At 62.5% G+C, this 16,605-nt stretch carries 14 protein-coding genes; 1 reads left to right on the forward strand and 13 read right to left on the reverse strand.

The features are described 5' to 3' along the window. Positions 1–10 precede the first annotated feature (10 nt). From HJ536_RS14925 to HJ536_RS14985, 13 genes are all read right to left on the reverse strand, one after another. Positions 11–1,390 (reverse strand): ammonium transporter, encoded by a 1,380-nt coding sequence (locus HJ536_RS14925; protein WP_176855611.1) that lies wholly within the window; start codon positions 1,388–1,390, stop codon positions 11–13. Between the two features lie 346 nt (positions 1,391–1,736). After that, positions 1,737–2,450 carry an FCD domain-containing protein gene (locus HJ536_RS14930; protein WP_177158309.1) on the reverse strand — a complete coding sequence of 238 codons (714 nt, stop codon included), beginning with the start codon at positions 2,448–2,450 and terminating at the stop codon, positions 1,737–1,739. Between the two features lie 113 nt (positions 2,451–2,563). Next, positions 2,564–3,448, reverse strand: a complete 885-nt coding sequence (gene purU, locus HJ536_RS14935) for a formyltetrahydrofolate deformylase (RefSeq protein WP_177158310.1) — start codon at positions 3,446–3,448, stop codon at positions 2,564–2,566. A gap of 33 nt (positions 3,449–3,481) precedes the next feature. Continuing rightward, a complete protein-coding gene (locus tag HJ536_RS14940; RefSeq protein ID WP_177158311.1) occupies positions 3,482–4,048 on the reverse strand; it encodes a sarcosine oxidase subunit gamma in 567 nt (188 codons plus the stop codon). Continuing rightward, a complete protein-coding gene (locus tag HJ536_RS14945; protein WP_177158312.1) occupies positions 4,041–6,986 on the reverse strand; it encodes a sarcosine oxidase subunit alpha family protein in 2,946 nt (981 codons plus the stop codon). The genes HJ536_RS14940 and HJ536_RS14945 overlap by 8 nt, the downstream gene beginning before the upstream one ends. Beyond that, a complete protein-coding gene (locus HJ536_RS14950) occupies positions 6,983–7,264 on the reverse strand; it encodes a sarcosine oxidase subunit delta (RefSeq protein WP_177158313.1) in 282 nt (93 codons plus the stop codon). Before HJ536_RS14950 ends, HJ536_RS14945 begins: the two co-directional genes overlap by 4 nt. A 13-nt stretch (positions 7,265–7,277) precedes the next feature. After that, the gene (locus tag HJ536_RS14955; protein WP_177158314.1) at positions 7,278–8,528 is read right to left on the reverse strand and encodes a sarcosine oxidase subunit beta family protein; all 1,251 of its coding nucleotides are present in this window, start codon (positions 8,526–8,528) and stop codon (positions 7,278–7,280) included. Between the two features lie 103 nt (positions 8,529–8,631). Continuing rightward, positions 8,632–9,948, reverse strand: coding sequence for a type III glutamate--ammonia ligase (gene glnT / locus HJ536_RS14960; protein WP_177158315.1), 1,317 nt, complete (start codon positions 9,946–9,948; stop codon positions 8,632–8,634). Positions 9,949–10,005: 57 nt separating this feature from the next. Next, positions 10,006–11,331, reverse strand: coding sequence for an FMN-binding glutamate synthase family protein (locus HJ536_RS14965; protein ID WP_176855619.1), 1,326 nt, complete (start codon positions 11,329–11,331; stop codon positions 10,006–10,008). Positions 11,332–11,341: 10 nt separating this feature from the next. After that, positions 11,342–12,025 carry a GltB/FmdC/FwdC-like GXGXG domain-containing protein gene (locus HJ536_RS14970; protein WP_177158316.1) on the reverse strand — a complete coding sequence of 228 codons (684 nt, stop codon included), beginning with the start codon at positions 12,023–12,025 and terminating at the stop codon, positions 11,342–11,344. Positions 12,026–12,029: 4 nt separating this feature from the next. Beyond that, positions 12,030–12,920 carry a class II glutamine amidotransferase gene (locus HJ536_RS14975; RefSeq protein WP_177158317.1) on the reverse strand — a complete coding sequence of 297 codons (891 nt, stop codon included), beginning with the start codon at positions 12,918–12,920 and terminating at the stop codon, positions 12,030–12,032. Between the two features lie 200 nt (positions 12,921–13,120). After that, positions 13,121–13,759, reverse strand: coding sequence for a helix-turn-helix domain-containing protein (locus HJ536_RS14980; RefSeq protein WP_176855622.1), 639 nt, complete (start codon positions 13,757–13,759; stop codon positions 13,121–13,123). 25 nt (positions 13,760–13,784) lie between these two features. Beyond that, a complete protein-coding gene (locus HJ536_RS14985; protein WP_177158318.1) occupies positions 13,785–15,077 on the reverse strand; it encodes an ABC transporter substrate-binding protein in 1,293 nt (430 codons plus the stop codon). A gap of 175 nt (positions 15,078–15,252) precedes the next feature. Here HJ536_RS14985 and HJ536_RS14990 point away from each other — a divergent pair, with 175 nt between their 5' ends. Next, entirely contained in the window at positions 15,253–16,596 is a 1,344-nt protein-coding gene (locus HJ536_RS14990) for an NAD(P)-binding domain-containing protein (protein ID WP_177158319.1), read from the forward strand. The last annotated feature ends 9 nt before the right edge of the window (positions 16,597–16,605 follow it).

Here is a 16,605-nt window from a genome sequence, read left to right on the forward strand (position 1 = left end):
GGGTAAGGGGTTATTCAGCAGGAGTGACAGAGGGGTGCAGGGCTTCGGGATAGGCCGATGCAGGTACCTTGACCTTGTCGAGACCCAGAATTTCAGCCTCGGCGGGGACGCGCAGTTGGCCGGTGACCTTCAGCAGGTACGAGGCGACATAGCCGGGGATGAACCCCAACAGGCCCATGACGATCGCGCCAACCAGCTGACCGGTGAACGAGGTGGTGATCACGTTCTCGCCGAAGAGCGCGGGGTAGCCTTGGGCGGCGATGCCCACAGACAGCAGACCCCACATCCCCAGGAACCCGTGCACAGCAAAGGCCCCTACCGCATCGTCGATCCCGCGGCGTTCGATGAACGACGATACAAAGGGCATCGCGCAGGCGCCGACAAAGCCGATCACAAAGGCCATCGGCGGGTACCACAGGTCCAGACCGGCCGCACAAGAGATGATCCCGCCTAGGGCGCCCGACATCATCCAGAACGGATCGCGGGTGATCATCCACGCGCCAATGATGCCACCGGCAAAGCCCATCAGGGTGTTAAAGGTCATGCCCGACAGGGTCATGGGCGTGCCATAGATGGTGCCCTCGATTGTGTTGCTCCAGCTCCATGCCTCGCCGGGGACGATGACGCAGCCCATGAGAAAGCCCCAGAAGCCCGCGATAATCAGCATCAGGCCGATCAGGGTCATGGGCATCGAGTGGCCCGCGATGTGGTTTGCGGTGCCGTCGGCGTTGAACTTGCCGATGCGGGGGCCGACGTTGATCAGAACACCAAGGCTGAAGAAGCCCGCGATCATGTGCACAACGCCCGCTGCGCCGAAATCGTGGTAGCCGAATTTGGTCACCAGCCAACCGTCCGCGTGCCAGCCCCAAGCAGCGGCCAAAATCCACACGAACGCCCCGAGGATGATGGCCAGAACCACAAAGCCGGTCAGCTTGATCCGCTCGATCACGCCGCCCGACAGGATCGACGCGGTGGTCGCCGCGAACAGGACGAACGCGCCCCAGAACACGCCGGAGGACCGGTCATCCAGATTGGGGCCCATATACTGGCTCCACGGCAGGGCGATGTCGTTGGCATAAGCGAGGCCCGAGATGCCCATTGCACCTTCGCTCAAGGTCAGGCCGGTCGGGAAGGCCCAGTAAATCCACCAACCGATAAAGTAGAAGAATGGCACGATCATCGCGAAGGCGAGGATGTTCTTGATCCCCGAGGCCAGAGCGTTTTTCGAACGTGACGCGCCCATTTCATAGGCCAGAAATCCGGCGTGGATCAGCACCATGAGAGGGATCGTCAGAAAGTAGAAAGTTTCGGAGAAAGTACCGTTGGTCGCGGCCGACTTCTCCGTCAGCTCCGCCACTGCGGCGGCCAGGGAAGCAAGATCTTGTTCCAATGCGTTATCCTCGTCCTGTGAGACTTGTGAGAGTCTGCGAGAGGACCCGACTGGATTATACCAATTCTAATTTGTGGTCCCTCGACGGGTTTGATTGGGCTCCTGAAATCACTTTCAGACAAACTTTTTTCGCCTTAGGAAAAAATATTTCCATGCACAGGCGCGAAAAGCGGACCTTGGTCCGCATCTTTGATGAAGAATTAAGCGTGGGGGAAATGGCCGGAACGCATTGGTTCAGGCATTTTCGATGGAACGCAGAGCGCGGGCCAGAGGTGAGTCTAGCGCCAACCCGCCGATCAAGGGATCAAACTGCGACTGGTTCAGTGCGGGAAACCGGTTGGACCAATCAGTCCTCTTGCAAAAGCATCCGTTGGTCTTCGATCAGAGCCAGCTTCATGAACTCGGACGCCTCTTCTATGTCGCGGGCGGCGATGGCGTTGAACAGACCGTTGTAGCCGCGCTGATAGGTGGCCAGCCGCACGGGCGTCAGATAGCGGCGATACATGGCCGCGCGGAACGACTGCCGACGCGCGTCCAGCACCAAATTATAGCAGGCGATCAGCAAGGGGTTTCCGGTGCCCTCAGCCAGCAAACGGTGGAATTCCTCTTCCAACCGGACAAAGGCTGTGGCGTCAGTTTGCACCCGCTCCATCTTGGACAGGACAACGGACAGGGCTTCGATCTGGCGGGGGGACATGTTCACAACGGCCAGCCGGACCATCTCGGGCTCGATGATGCCGCGCATGACTTGCAGCTGAAGGGGGCCGGTATCCGCGGCCACAGGCGACAGGGTCTGTCCATCGATATTGGGATCATAGGTAACAAAGGAACCCGATCCGGGCCGCCGCCGGATCATACCGCGGCTTTCCAGATGGTCCAGCGCCTCTCGCACGGTGTTGCGGGCGACCCCCAGTTCCTGCGCCAGTTGGCGTTCGGAGGGCAGGCGTTCCTCGGTCGCGTATTCCTGCGTCGCGATGCGGGTGGACAGGGTTTCGATCACGTATTTGACGGTCGCGCCGGGAAGGTAGGCTCCATCAGGAGACGAGGCTGGATTTTGCACGGGCGGTCCTTCGCAATAGCGTGAAAGCGAAGGCGATTTTACGCAGTGGATCACAATTGGTCCAGAGGCGGCAGACCACTTTTGGGTCTACAGTGCCCTGCAAAACCGCAATCTCAGCCCATCTTTTCCGAGCCGTAGGCGTTGGGCGAGGCCGGAACCACCACCGTTTTGTTCCCGTTCAGAAAGACCCGGTGATGGGCGTGCGCATGGATCGCGCGGGCCAGCACCTGCGCCTCCACGTCTCGGCCAAGGGATACATAGTCGGTGGGCGATTGGGCGTGGGTGACACGCACGATGTCCTGCTCGATGATCGGGCCTTCGTCCAGATCGGCGGTCACGTAATGAGAGGTCGCGCCAATCAACTTCACCCCCCGCGCATAGGCCTGTTTATAGGGGTTCGCCCCCTTGAAGGACGGCAGGAAAGAGTGGTGGATGTTGATGATCCGCCCCGACATTTTCTGGCACATCTCGTCCGACAGGATCTGCATATAGCGGGCCAGAACGATCAGATCGGCGCCGGAGTCCTCGACCACTTTCATGATGGCGGCTTCGGCGTCGGGTTTGTTTTCCTTGGTCACTTTGATGCAGTGAAAGGGGATGTCGGCGTTCACCACGGCCTTCTGGTAATCCATGTGATTGGAAATAACCGCAACGATTTCAACGGGCAGCGCCCCGATCCTGACGCGATAGAGCAGATCGTTCAGGCAGTGGCCAAAGCGGCTGACCATCACCACGACCTTCATCTTTTGCGCCTCGTCATGAAAGGCCGCCTGCATGGCGAACTGCTGGATCAGAGGGGCAAAGGCGGCCTCCAGATCGGTCAGACCCGCGCCCTGTTCGGAGACAAAGGCCACGCGCATAAAGAACTGGCCTGTGTCCAGATCGTCGAATTGGCTGCTGTCGGTGATGTTGCACCCGTGATCGGCCAGAAAGGTCGAGATGGCGGCGATGATGCCGCGCGCTGACGGACAGGTCACGGTCAGGCAATATTGGGTCATGGCGGTCTCCTGTCGGGGGCCAGTTGGAATGGGTCAGACGGGCACGTGTTCCAGCCGCGCGGCGGCAACGCTGATCGCGTGCCACAGGGATGCGGCATAGCTGCGCATTCCGATCACGGAGATCTGGGTGTCGCTGGGGCGCAGGACGAAGACGGTCATATGCTCCAGCCCCGTGCGGGTCGCGTGACCGGGGGCATAGGCCGCTGGGGGCAGGTTCACCAGTTTGGCCATCAGGGCGGGGATCAGGTCAGGCCCTGCGGCCGAAGTGATGTGGAACGCCGCGAAACCGTCGGTTTGCTCGGTGATGCTGGCGTTTGGAGCTTCGGCATGGACGAGGGCGGCGAAGTCGCCGGTCCCCTGCCCCGCGCCGATGATCATCCACTGGTTTGCGCCGGTCCAGAAGGCCCCATAGGGGCCGCTGGTGGTCATCGCACCGACCTCTGGCAGGGTTAGGCCAAACGGTGTCGGCGCCGCCTGCCCCTTGCGCAGGGTTAATGAGGCCAGCCCGAGGCTGTCATCCTCAGTCAAGGTCAGCGCACCGAAACGGGCGGTGCGGGCGTCCACCGCGCCAAGGGCGGTCAAGGGGATCAGGTCAGTCACGCAGGCGCCCTCCTTCGGGGTCAACGAAATGGGTGGGAACGACTTTGGCCTCGAAACTCTGCCCTTCCAAGGGGTTAGCGGCGGTGATCACCTCGCCCATGCGGGTGTCGCCGTCTTCCAGAAAGCCAAGCGCGATGTAGCTGTTCAGATACGGGGAGTAGCAGGACGAGGTCACCCAGCCCTGATCGGTCTCCATGTTCTGAGTGGTTCCTTTGGTAAACAGGTGCGAACCGGCGGGGATCTGCGACTGGGGTTCAACGGGCATCAGCCCGACCAACCGCCGCCGCTCTTGCGCCAACCCTTCGCGCCGCGACATGACCGCGCCGATCGAGTCCTTCTTGGGGGACACCATTTTCCCCAGTCCCAGCATCAGCGCCGTGGTCTGCCCGTTCAGTTCAGCCCCCGCAGCGTGGCCCTTTTCGATGCGCAAGACGGCCAGCGCCTCGGTGCCGTAGGGGGTCGCGCCAAGGTCCGCGCCGACATGCATCAACCGCTCCATCAGGGCATGGCCATAGCGGGCAGGCACGGCAATTTCATAGGCCAATTCCCCCGAGAAAGAGATGCGGAACAGCCGCGCCCGAAGTCCGCCGCAGATGGTCAGCTCCGCGCAGGCCATAAAGGGGAACGCCTCGTTCGAGAGGTCGAACCCGTCCACGATCCGCTGAAGCAAAGCGCGGGATTTCGGGCCCGCCACGGCGATCTGCGCCCACGCATCGGTGGTCGAGATCAACTGCACATCCAGTTCGGGCCACAGACATTGGTGCGCGAATTCCATGTTACGATAGACAGCGCCCGCGTTGGCGGTAGTGGTCGTGACGACGAAGTGATCCACCCCCAAACGCGCGCAGGTGCCGTCATCGTAGAGATGCCCGTCTTCGCGCAGCATCAGGCCATAGCGAACCATGCCAACCTTCAGCGTGCCCATCATGTTGGAGTAGATGCGGTTCAGGAATTCGGCGGCATCGGCCCCTTGGACATCGATCTTGCCCAAGGTCGTGACATCGCACAGGCCCACGTCGTGGCGGACGGTCAGAACCTCTCGGTCCACCGACTGCCGCCAATGGGTTTCGCCCGCGCGAGGGAAGTAGGACGCGCGCATCCATTGGCCGACCTCGGTGAACTCGGCCCCTTGGGCGGTGGCCCAGTGGTGGGTCGGGGTCAGGCGGCGGGGCCGGAAATGATGGCCCGTATCGCCCCCCCCCAGCACCGACAGGGACACGCCGGTATAGGGCGGGCGAAAGATCGTGGTGCCGGTTTCGGGGATCGTCGCTCCGGTCAAATCCGCCATCACCGCCAGCGCCGAGATGTTCGAGGTCTTGCCCTGATCGGTCGCCATCCCGAGCGTGGTCCAGCGTTTCAGATGCTCGACCGAGCGCATGTTTTCGGTGTGGGACAGGGTGATGTCCTTGACCGTGACGTCGTTCTGGAAATCGACCCAAGCGCGTTTCTTCGCGGGAACGTACCAGTAGGCGGACTGCTTGGCGGGGGTGTCGGGCGTGTCGGGCAGTGCGATGGGGCTGGCGCTGACCCCAATGTCCGACAGCGCGGCGATCGCCATTTCCATGCCGTCGGTTAGGGCTGCGTGGGTCCCGCCCTTGCCCCGTGCCGCACCTGCGGGGAACATCCCCTTTGGCCCGTCAGCGCCGGGGACAAAGGCGAGCAGGTCGTTATCCCATACCGGCCGCCCCCGATGATGAGAGGCCAGATGCACGTTGGGGTTCCAGCCCCCCGCCACGCCAAGGGCGCCGACATTGTGCCAGCTCGACTGGCCATTTCGGGTGATCTCGATGGCAGTCAGGCCGTGGCGGCCTTTGGTGCCCGTGACGGTGCCGCCCGAGAAGACTTGATAGGCGCCGAACGCGGCCACAGCAGGGCGCGTGTCGATGACCCCGAGGACGGGAACGCCCTTGGCCAGCAGGTCCAGCGCGGTGCGGTGGCCATCATCGCCGTTGGTGAAAATCGCGACCGGATCGCCGGATTTGCGGACCGGCGCGGCGGCCCAACGGTTGGCATAGGCGCGCATGGCTCCGGCCAGCATGATGCCGGGGCGGTCATTGTCGGCAAAGGGGATGTGCCGTTCGATCGCGCCCGCCGCCAAGACGCTGCGTTTCGCGGTGATGCGCCACAGGGTCTGGCGCACCTGACCGGTTGGGTCGGGCAAATGGTCGGCCACACGCTGGACCGCGCCGAAAATCCCGTGATCGTAGGTGCCGAAAACAGTCGTGCGGGGCATCAGGCGGACGTTGGGCATCGCGGCCAGTTCCGCGCATGTCCGGTCCACCCAGTCGGTTGCGGGGGCCCCGTCCAGCAGATCGCTTTCGGCCAGTAGGCGACCCCCGAAACGGAAATCTTCGTCCGCCAGAATGACCTCGGCCCCAGCGCGGGCGGCGGTCAGGGCGGCACTCAGACCGGTCGCGCCGCCGCCGATGACCAGCAGATCGCAGTGCAGGAAGCCTTTGTCATAGGTGTCGGGGTCGGGCAGCGTGGACAGCGCCCCAAGGCCCGCGGCGCGGCGGATGGCGGGCTCATAGAGACGCTCCCAGAACGCGCGGGGCCACATGAAGGTCTTGTAGTAAAATCCCGCCGCAAAGAATGGCGACAGCAGATCGTTCACCGCCATCAGGTCGTGTTCCAGCGGGCCGATGTGGTTCTGGGATCGGGCCTCGAGGCCCGCGAACAACTCGGCCACAGTGGCGCGGGTGTTGGGCTCGGCTCGGGCACCGCTGCGCAGGGTGACCAGCGCGTTGGGTTCCTCGGACCCGGCGGTGAAAATCCCGCGCGGGCGGTGGTATTTGAAGCTGCGCCCCACCAGTTGCACGCCATTGGCCAGCAGGGCCGAGGCTAGCGTATCCCCTTGGAACCCCTGATAGGTCTTGCCGTTGAAGGTAAAGCCAAGCGGCGCTTTGCGGTCGATCAGACCACCGGACAGACGGGTCATTTCGCACCTCTTGCGGGCAGGTCACGGGCCAGTTCCGCGCCCAAAATCTCGTGGGTCAGGGTGTTGCGGGTGACGATCAGCCACGACCGGTCGCCCTGTTCGTGAAACCACAATTCGCGGTGAACGCCCGCAGGGTTGTCCCGCAGAAAGACGTAATCGCAGAAGTCCGCCTCGGCGGTCACGGCGCTGGGATCGGGGCGGTTCATCAGGCTGGCGTCGCCCAAATAGGTGAATTCCTGGCTGTCGCGCAGGCCAAGAAGGGGATGAGGGATCAGCATCGCTTGGCCCCTTTCAATGCAGGTTGGGTTGGGCGCCTACGCCCTTTTCGTCGATCACATAGCCGCGGTTGAACCGGTCCAGCCGGTATGCGGTGGCAGTGGTGTGGGGGGTGTCCGTGGCCAGCAGATGGGCAAAGCAGTAGCCGGACGCAGGCGTCGCCTTGAACCCGCCATAGCACCAGCCCGCATTCAGATAGAGACCATCCAGCGGCGTGCGGTCGATGATCGGAGAGCCGTCCATCGACATGTCCATAATCCCGCCCCAACTGCGCAGCAGGCGCGCGCGGCCAATCATGGGCATCAGGGCCATGCCGCCTTCGGCCACATCCTCGACCACGGGCAGGTTGCCGCGTTGGGCATAGGAGTTGTAGCCGTCGATGTCGCCGCCAAAGACCAGCCCGCCCTTGTCCGACTGGCTGACATAGAAATGCCCCGCGCCAAAGGTGATGACACCGAGAATCACAGGCTTCAGCCCTTCGGAGACAAAGGCCTGCAAAACGTGACTTTCGATCGGCAGACGCATTCCGGCCATCGCCATTACGCGGCTGGAACTGCCCGCAACGGCCACGCCGACCTTGCCTGCCTTGATCGGGCCGCGAGTGGTCTGGACGCCGGTGACGCGGCCATCGGTGATGTCGAAACCGGTTACTTCGCAATTCTGGATCAGGTCCACGCCGCGCATATCGGCCGCACGGGCATAGCCCCAGGCCACGCCGTCATGCCGCGCGGTGCCGGCGCGTTTCTGCATCAGGCCGGCCTTGATCGGGAAGCGGGCGTTGTCGAAATTCAGGAAAGGCAGCATCTCGCGCAGCTGATCGCGCGACAGCAGCTCGCCCCCTGCCCCGGACAAGTGCATCGCATTCCCGCGCCGACGGTAGGCATCGCGCTGGGCATCCGTGTGGGCCAAGTTGATGATCGACCGCTGGCTGACCATCGAGTTAAAGTTCAGGTCCTGTTCCTGCGACTCCCACAGTTTCATCGAGAATTCGTAGAAGGGCTGGTTGCCGGGAAGAAGATAGTTCGACCGGATGATCGTGGTGTTGCGCCCGATATTGCCGGACCCCAGCCACCCCTTTTCCAGCACGGCCACGTTGGTGATCCCGTAGGTCGCCGCCAGATGATAGGCCGTGGCCAGACCATGCCCGCCGCCGCCCACGATGATGATGTCATAGGCCGGTTTCGGATCGGGATCGCGCCAAAGGGGCTTCCAGCCCTTGTGGCCGGTCAGGGCCTCTTTCAGCACTCGGATGCCAGAGAATTTCATGGGGGGTCTCGGGATGACTGTTGTCTGAAAAGGCCCGGCTGGGATGCCGGGCCAGTTGGGACCGGGGCCGGAAGGAGAAGCCCCGCTCGGTGAAAGCGTCGGATCAGATGTCCAGCGTGTTGTCCTTTTCCCATGCAGTGAAATGCGAGACGAAGCTGTTCCATTCCTGATGCTTCATCTTGATGTAAGAGGCCGAGAAATCGTCCCCCAGCATCGTTTTTAGGCCCGCATCGGCGTCAAATGACCGGATCGCATCCAGCATGTTCAAGGGCAGCTTGGGGGCGCCGGTGACGGTGTGCCCCTCGGCGTACATGTCGATGTCCCAGCGTTTGCCCGGATCGGCCTTGGCGCGGATGCCCGACAGGCCCGCCGCAATGATCACGGCTTGCAAGAGATAGGGGTTCACCGCCCCGTCAGGTAGGCGCAGTTCGAACCGGCCGGGGCCCGGAACGCGGACCATGTGGGTGCGGTTGTTGCCGGTCCACGTCACGGTATTGGGTGCCCAAGTGGCCCCCGACATGGTGCGCGGCGCGTTGATCCGCTTGTAGCTGTTCACAGTGGGGTTGGTGATCGCGGCCAAAGCCTCGGCGTGCTTCATGATCCCGCCAAGGAAATACCCGCCCTGCTCTGACAGGCCGACCTCTCCGATCTGGCCGCCCGCATCGCCGGCAAAGGCGTTGGTCTTGCCCTCCAGATCCCAGACCGAAATGTGCGCGTGGCAGCCATTGCCGGTCAGACCGGGGATCGGTTTGGGCATAAAGGTCGCGCGCAGCCCGTGCTTTTCCGCGACCGATTTCACCATGAACTTAAAGAACGAATGGCGGTCGGCGGTGATCAGGGCGTCGTCGAAATCCCAGTTCATTTCAAACTGGCCGTTCGCATCCTCGTGGTCGTTCTGATAGGGGCCCCACCCCAGTTCCAGCATGTAGTCGCAGATTTCAGCGATCACGTCATAGCGGCGCATCAAGGACTGCTGGTCATAGCAAGGCTTGTCCGCCGTATCGAGCGGGTCTGAGATTTTGTCGCCCTCGGGCGTCAGCAGAAAGAATTCGGCCTCGATGCCGGTTTTGACGCGCAGGCCCTCCTCGGCGGCTTCGGCAATCAGTTTCTTCAGGACGTTACGGGGGGCTTGGCCAACGGGCTGACCCTCCATGATGCAGTCGGCGGGGACCCATGCCACGTCTTTTTTCCACGGCAGCTGGATCACCGCGTCCGGGTCGGGCACGGCCAGCATATCGGGGTGGGCGGGGGTCAAATCCAGCCATGTGGCAAAGCCCGCAAAGCCTGCGCCGTCCTCCTCCATTCCGGCGATGGCGCTGGCGGGAACCAGTTTGGCGCGCTGGCCACCGAATAGGTCAGTGTACGAAATCATGAAATATTTGACGCCGTTATCTTCGGCGAACTTGGACAATTTGCTCATTCTTATTCCCTTTATCCCTGTTGGAGCCAAAGGGGCCGAGGCCCCCATGACGGGGCATCAGAAGCCGGGTTTGCCCGGATACCAGTTGGTGCCTGCCAGCGGGATTTGCGCCATGGCGGCGGCTTCCATGGTCAGGGCGCACAGGTCCTCGGGTTCCAGATTGTGGACGTGGTTGTGCCCGCAAGCCCGCGCGATGGTCTGGCATTCCAAGGTCATCACGTTCAGATAGTTGCGCAGACGGCGACCGGCGGCGATCGGGTCCAGACGCTTCATCAGTTCGGGGTCCTGGGTGGTGATGCCTGCGGGGTCGCGCCCTTCGTGCCAGTCGTCATAGGCACCGGCGGTGGTCCCAAGAGCGTTGTACTCGGCCTCCCACTTGGGGTCGTTGTCCCCCAGAGCGATCAGCGCGGCGGTGCCGATGGACACAGCGTCCGCGCCCAAGGCCAGCGCCTTGGCGACATCCGCGCCGTTGCGGATGCCACCCGAGACGACCAGCTGCACCTCGCGGTGCATTCCCAGATCCTGCAGCGCCTGAACGGCGGGGCGGATACAGGCCAAAGTGGGCTGACCCACGTGTTCGATAAACACGTCCTGTGTGGCGGCGGTGCCGCCCTGCATCCCGTCCAGCACCACAACGTCGGCGCCTGCCTTTACCGCCAGCGCGGTGTCATAGTAGGGGCGCGCGCCGCCGACCTTGATGTAGATGGGCTTTTCCCAGTTGGTGATTTCCCGAAGTTCCAGAATTTTGATCTCCAGATCGTCGGGGCCGGTCCAGTCGGGGTGACGGCAGGCCGAGCGCTGGTCGATCCCGACTGGCAGATCGCGCATTCCGGCGACCCGTTCGGTGATCTTCTGACCCAGCAGCATCCCGCCGCCGCCCGGTTTCGCGCCCTGCCCCACGACCACCTCGATCGCATCGGCGCGGCGCAGGTCGTCAGGGTTCATGCCGTAGCGGCTGGGTAGGTACTGGTAGACCAGCTTTTGCGAGTGGCCGCGTTCCTCTTCGGTCATGCCGCCGTCGCCGGTGGTGGTCGAGGTGCCCGCCAGCGTCGCGCCGCGGCCCAAAGCCTCTTTCGCGGGGCCAGAAAGCGAGCCAAAGGACATGCCCGCAATGGTGATCGGGATTTTCAGTTCAATGGGTTTCTTGGCGAAACGGGTGCCAAGGGTGACCGAGGTCTCGCATTTCTCGCGGTAGCCTTCCAGCGGGTAGCGGGACATGGACGCGCCAAGGAACAGTAGGTCATCAAAGTGCGGCACACGGCGTTTCGCGCCGCCACCACGGATGTCGTAGATGCCGGTCGCCGCAGCCCGACGGATTTCCGAGTTCACCGAGTTCGAGAACGTCCAGCTCTGGCGCGGATCTGTTTGGGGGGTCTTGTCCATTGCGCGTTCCTTAGTATTCGTCGGCGTGGTCGATGTTGAAGTTGTAGAGACGGCGGGCAGACCCATAGCGCTTGAACTCTTCGGGTTTGGCGTCGGCACCGGCGCGGTCCAGAAGGTCTTGCAGGATTTCGATATGCTCGGGGCGCATCTCTTTCTCGACGCAGTCGGCACCGAGGGATTTGACGGTGCCGCGCACGAACAGGCGCGCCTCATAGAGGCTGTCCCCCAGCGCATCGCCCGCATCCCCCAGCACAACCAGATTGCCCTTTTGCGCCATAAAGGCGGACATGTGGCCGATGTTGCCATGCACCACGATGTCGATCCCCTTCATCGAGATCCCGCAGCGGGACGATGCATTGCCCTTGATGTTCAGCAGGCCCCCGCGGCCCGTGGCACCCGCGTATTGCGATGCATCGCCCTCGATCACGACCTCGCCGGACATCATGTTTTCGGCAACGCCCGGACCGGCCGAGCCTTCGACGCGGATGGTCGCGGTTTTGTTCATGCCCGCGCAGTAATAGCCGGTGGAGCCTTTGACGGTGACCGACAGCGGGCCATCCAGACCGACCGCAACGGCGTGGCTGCCACGGGGGTTGGTGATTTCGTACACCGCGTTCGCCTGCGATTTCGCGGCCTGTTGCAGGGTCACGTTGACCTCGCGCAGGGGTGTGGTGGACATATCCAGAGTGGGCATCGGATCAACGCTCCCAGAAGTAGACGGTGGCGGGTTCGGGTTCCCAGACCTTGGCGGCGTCGATGCCGGGCAGGTCCGCAAAGGCGCGGTATTCGCTGGCAAAGGCGACGTAATCGTCGGTCTCGGCCATAACGGCGGGCTTGCAGGCGATGGGGTCACGGACCACGCCAAAGCCGTTCTTGGTGCCGGTCACAAAGGTGAAGAAGCCATCCAGGTCGTCGATGGTCCCTTCCAGCGCCTGACCCAAGGTCGCCCCGTCCGCGATGCGCGAGCTGATATAGGCCGCGCCCACTTCGGTGTCGTTCTCTGACTTGGTGAACACGCCCTTTTTCGCCAGCTTGCGGCGCATCTGGTTGTGGTTCGACAGGCTGCCGTTGTGGACCAAGCACTGGTCATCGGCGGTCGAGAACGGGTGCGCACCCATGGTGGTCACCGCGGATTCCGTGGCCATGCGGGTGTGGCCGATGCCGTGGCTACCGCCCATGGCGCGCAGGCCGAAACGGGCCGCAACCTCGCGCGGCAGGCCGACCTCTTTGTAAATCTCCATCGAGGTTCCGACGCCCATTATGCGCAGACCTTTCCCCTCAAGAAACTCGACCGCTGCGGCTTCTTTCTCGACGGGCAGGACCAGCACCGCGTGGGTGTCCACGGGTTTGACGCTGGCGGGGGCGTCGATGGCGGCGCTCAGGGCCTGCTCTAGATCCGCGAAATCGGTGTCCGGCGTGTCGGACTGGATGGTGATCTTGATCTGGCCCACCGCCTCTTCGCCGTAAATCGCGATGCCCGCGCTGTCGGGGCCGCGGTCGGTCATGGTGATGAGCATATCGGTCAGCATGTCACCCAGCTTTGGGCGCAGGTCGTCCTTTTTCAGGAATAGGCCAACAATGCCGCACATCGGGGGGTCTCCTTCGTGACGAGGTTTGAACGCGGGGCGCGTCCTTCCCCTTCTGCTTAGCGGGAAAGGTGGTTTCCTGAAAAGAAAGTTTATCGCCTGACTGGAAAATTTATTTCCTGCGGCGAAGTTTGCCTAATTACCAAGCAAAACGGGCGCCCCCTGGATGGGACGCCCGTGCGATAGGCCAGATTTGCGGTAGTTCAGCGGGTCTGCGGGTAGGTGATGATCGACAGATAGCGCAGGGGCAGGCTGACGATTTCCTCGGGTCCGTGGGGGGCGTCCGAATCGAAGAACAGCGAGTCCCCCTCCTCCAGCAGGTATTTCTGGTCCCCGTGGCGGTAATTCACCTTGCCCTCGAGGATATAGAGGAACTCGATCCCCTCGTGCTGGAAGACCTGAAAATGGGAATGCTCGTCCAGCGTGATCAGATAGGGCTCGACCACGACGCCGGAATTGTTCGACCCGATATGCCCCAGCAAATTGTACTGATGACCTGCGCGGGTGCCTTCGCGCTCGATCTCGGCTCCTTCGCCTGCCTTGACGTGCATACAGCCGCGTGTTTCCTCGTAACCCGCAAAGAGCTGGATCAGGGGCACACACAGCGCATCCGCCAAAGCCGAGATCGTGTTCAGTGAAGGCGAGATCACCCCGTTTTCGATCTTGGACAGCATCCCCACGGACAGGCCCGTTTTGCCCGCCAGATCCGCGCCGGTCATCCGCTGGCGTTTGCGCAGGTCACGGACCTGACGGCCGATTGCGACCTCCAGGTTCTTTTCCCGCTGTTCCTTGATCGCGTGGGGGTTCTGCCGCAGGGGCGCTGTCGTGGGTTTCTTGCTCAAATCGGTGCCTTTTCGTCGTTAGTCGTTAGTCGTTAGTCTGCGCAAGCGCGGCCGGAAGATCGGGTTTGACCCGTTGATGCCAGAGCTGGCCCGCGTGTCCCAGTTCCTCGATCAGGATATCCTTGTGGGTTTCCAGCCAGTTCAGCACGGACCCGAATTCTTGGATCACGGCCTTGCCGTCCTTGATCGAGACCACGGGCCAGTCGCCGACCAGCGCGTTGTCGATACCGTACACCTCGTCACCCCACCATTTCGCCATGCCAAAGGTGTGCGGCATGTGGCGCCCCCGTTTCAGGGCCGCCAGTACCGAGGTCGTGGACAGGCTCCCCGCAGTTTCCACCGCCTCGTGCCACAGATCAAGGATCGCCGCGTATTCCCAGCTGACCGCCGACCAATGGCCCGGAAAGCGGGCGGTATAGGTGTCAAAGAACGCCTTTGGCCGGCGGAAAAAGAATTCGGCATCCACCAGCGCGGGGTCGTCGAAATCGGGGAACTGAAAGGTGAAGTGCTCCATGAATTCCGGCGACGTGGCTCGGATCAGTTCGGGATAGGTGTCGCAGGTGCAGGCGATGATCTGCCCCGTGAACCCCGCGCGATGGGCGGCGCGGGTTAGCGCGTCGATCGTCGGCGGGGGCGAGCTGCACCAGCACAGCACGTCGGGGCTTTCGGCCATCATCTGCGCGACGATGGCGTCCACATCAGCGGTGGCGTCGTCGTATTGGACCTCGGCAACCACCTCGCGTCCCGCCACGCGGCAAGCGGCCCGATAGGTGGCCAGCGACGGCAACCCCAGCGGGTCTTTCTGGGAACACAGGGCGTATCGCTTGGCCTCGGGGTGGGTGCGGGCCAGCCAGTCCACGCCGGTTACGACGAAAAAGGGATGCACCTCGGCGGGGGCGATCAGCGTGGGATGGTCCGGCGACAGGTCCGAGGGCAGCAGCGTCGCCGTCAGAACGCGCCGCTCCATCAGATAGGCAAAGGCCAGCCCCATGTTGGGCCCGCCAAGGGTCAGCACCAACCGCACGTTCTGCGTTTCGACCAACTGGCGCGCCGCCTCCAGCGTGGCCTCTTCGCCCAAGGCGCTGTCGTGGATCACCAGTTCGACCTTGTGGCGCCGCCCGCCGATCATCATCCCGCCGCGTTCGTTGATCCAGTCCACCCAGATGCGGCAACCGTCCAGACCGGGAGCGCCCCACGACTGCTCTGGCCCGCTGAGGGGGACCAAGGCACCAATCCGCACCGGCGCGCGCATCTGCACGCTCAGCCGGGGCAAAGACCCCCAAACTGCCAGCCGCTGCGCTAGGGAAACCGCGCTCATTGCTCACCTCTCGCCTGAAAAAGATGCGTCGCCGCGCATGTTTTGCTGCCGACCAGTATCCCTGAAAGAAAATTTATTGACCAATAGAAAATTTTTGGACCAAACCAGAAAAAACCAAAAGAACCAATATTGAAATTTGGTCCACACCAGAATCAAGCCAACATGGAGAGACGTTATGACCAAGAGAATTGCTGTCATCGGAGCGGGGCCATCGGGGCTGGCGCAACTGCGGGCCTTCCAGTCGGCAGCCCAAAAGGGGGCCGATATCCCCGAAGTGGTCTGCTTTGAAAAGCAGTCGAACTGGGGTGGGCTGTGGAATTACACGTGGCGCACGGGTGTGGACGAGAACGGCGAACCGGTGCACGGGTCCATGTACCGCTATCTGTGGTCCAATGGCCCCAAAGAGGGGCTGGAGTTCGCCGACTATTCCTTTGAGGAGCATTTCGGCAAACAGATCGCATCCTATCCGCCGCGCGCGGTGCTGTTCGATTACATCGAGGGGCGCGTGCTGAAGGCAAATGTGCGCGACTGGATCCGGTTCTCGACCGTGGTGCGTTGGGTGGATTACGACGCCGAGGCGGGCGATTTCGAGGTCACCGTTCACGACATGGCCACCGACCGCGTTTATACCGAGTGCTTCGACAATGTGATCGTCGCCTCGGGGCATTTTTCATCGCCGAATGTGCCGGAATACCCCGGCTTTGACCGCTTTAACGGGCGCATCGTTCATGCCCACGATTTCCGCGATGCCCGCGAATTTCAGGGCAAGGATGTGCTGCTGATGGGCTCGTCCTATTCGGCCGAGGATATCGGCTCCCAGTGCTGGAAATACGGGGCCAAGTCGATCACCACCTGCTACCGCTCGGCCCCGATGGGGTTCGATTGGCCCCATAATTGGGAGGAAAAAGGCGGGTTCGAACGGGTCGAGGGCAAGACCGCCTATTTCAGCGATGGCACGACCAAGGACATCGACGCGATCATCCTGTGCACCGGCTACCGGCACTACTTCCCGTTCTTGCCTGACGATCTGCGCCTGAAAACCGCGAACCGGCTGGCCACGGCGGACCTGTATAAGGGGGTCGCCTACGTCCATAACCCTGCGCTGTTCTATCTGGGGATGCAGGACCAGTGGTTCACTTTCAACATGTTCGACGCGCAGGCATGGTGGGTGCGTGATGTGATCTTGGGCCGGATTGCGATCCCCGAGGACAAACAGGTTCTGATGGCCGATGTGGCCGAGCGCGAGGCACGCGAAGAAGCCTCGGACGACACGAAATACGCGATCAATTATCAGGCCGATTACATCAAGGAACTGATCGCCGAGACCGACTATCCGTCCTTTGACGTGGACGGCGCGTCCAAAGCCTTCTTCGAATGGAAGAAGCACAAGGCCCAAGACATCATGGGTTTCCGCAACAATTCCTATGTGTCGGTCATGACGGGCACGATGGCGCCCGTGCACCACACCCCGTGGAAGGATGCGCTGGACGACAGTCTGGAAGTCTACCTGCAGAACTGAGTGCACGCC

Source organism: Donghicola mangrovi (genome assembly GCF_013377535.1).
GTDB classification, from domain to species: Bacteria; Pseudomonadota; Alphaproteobacteria; order Rhodobacterales; family Rhodobacteraceae; genus Donghicola; species Donghicola mangrovi.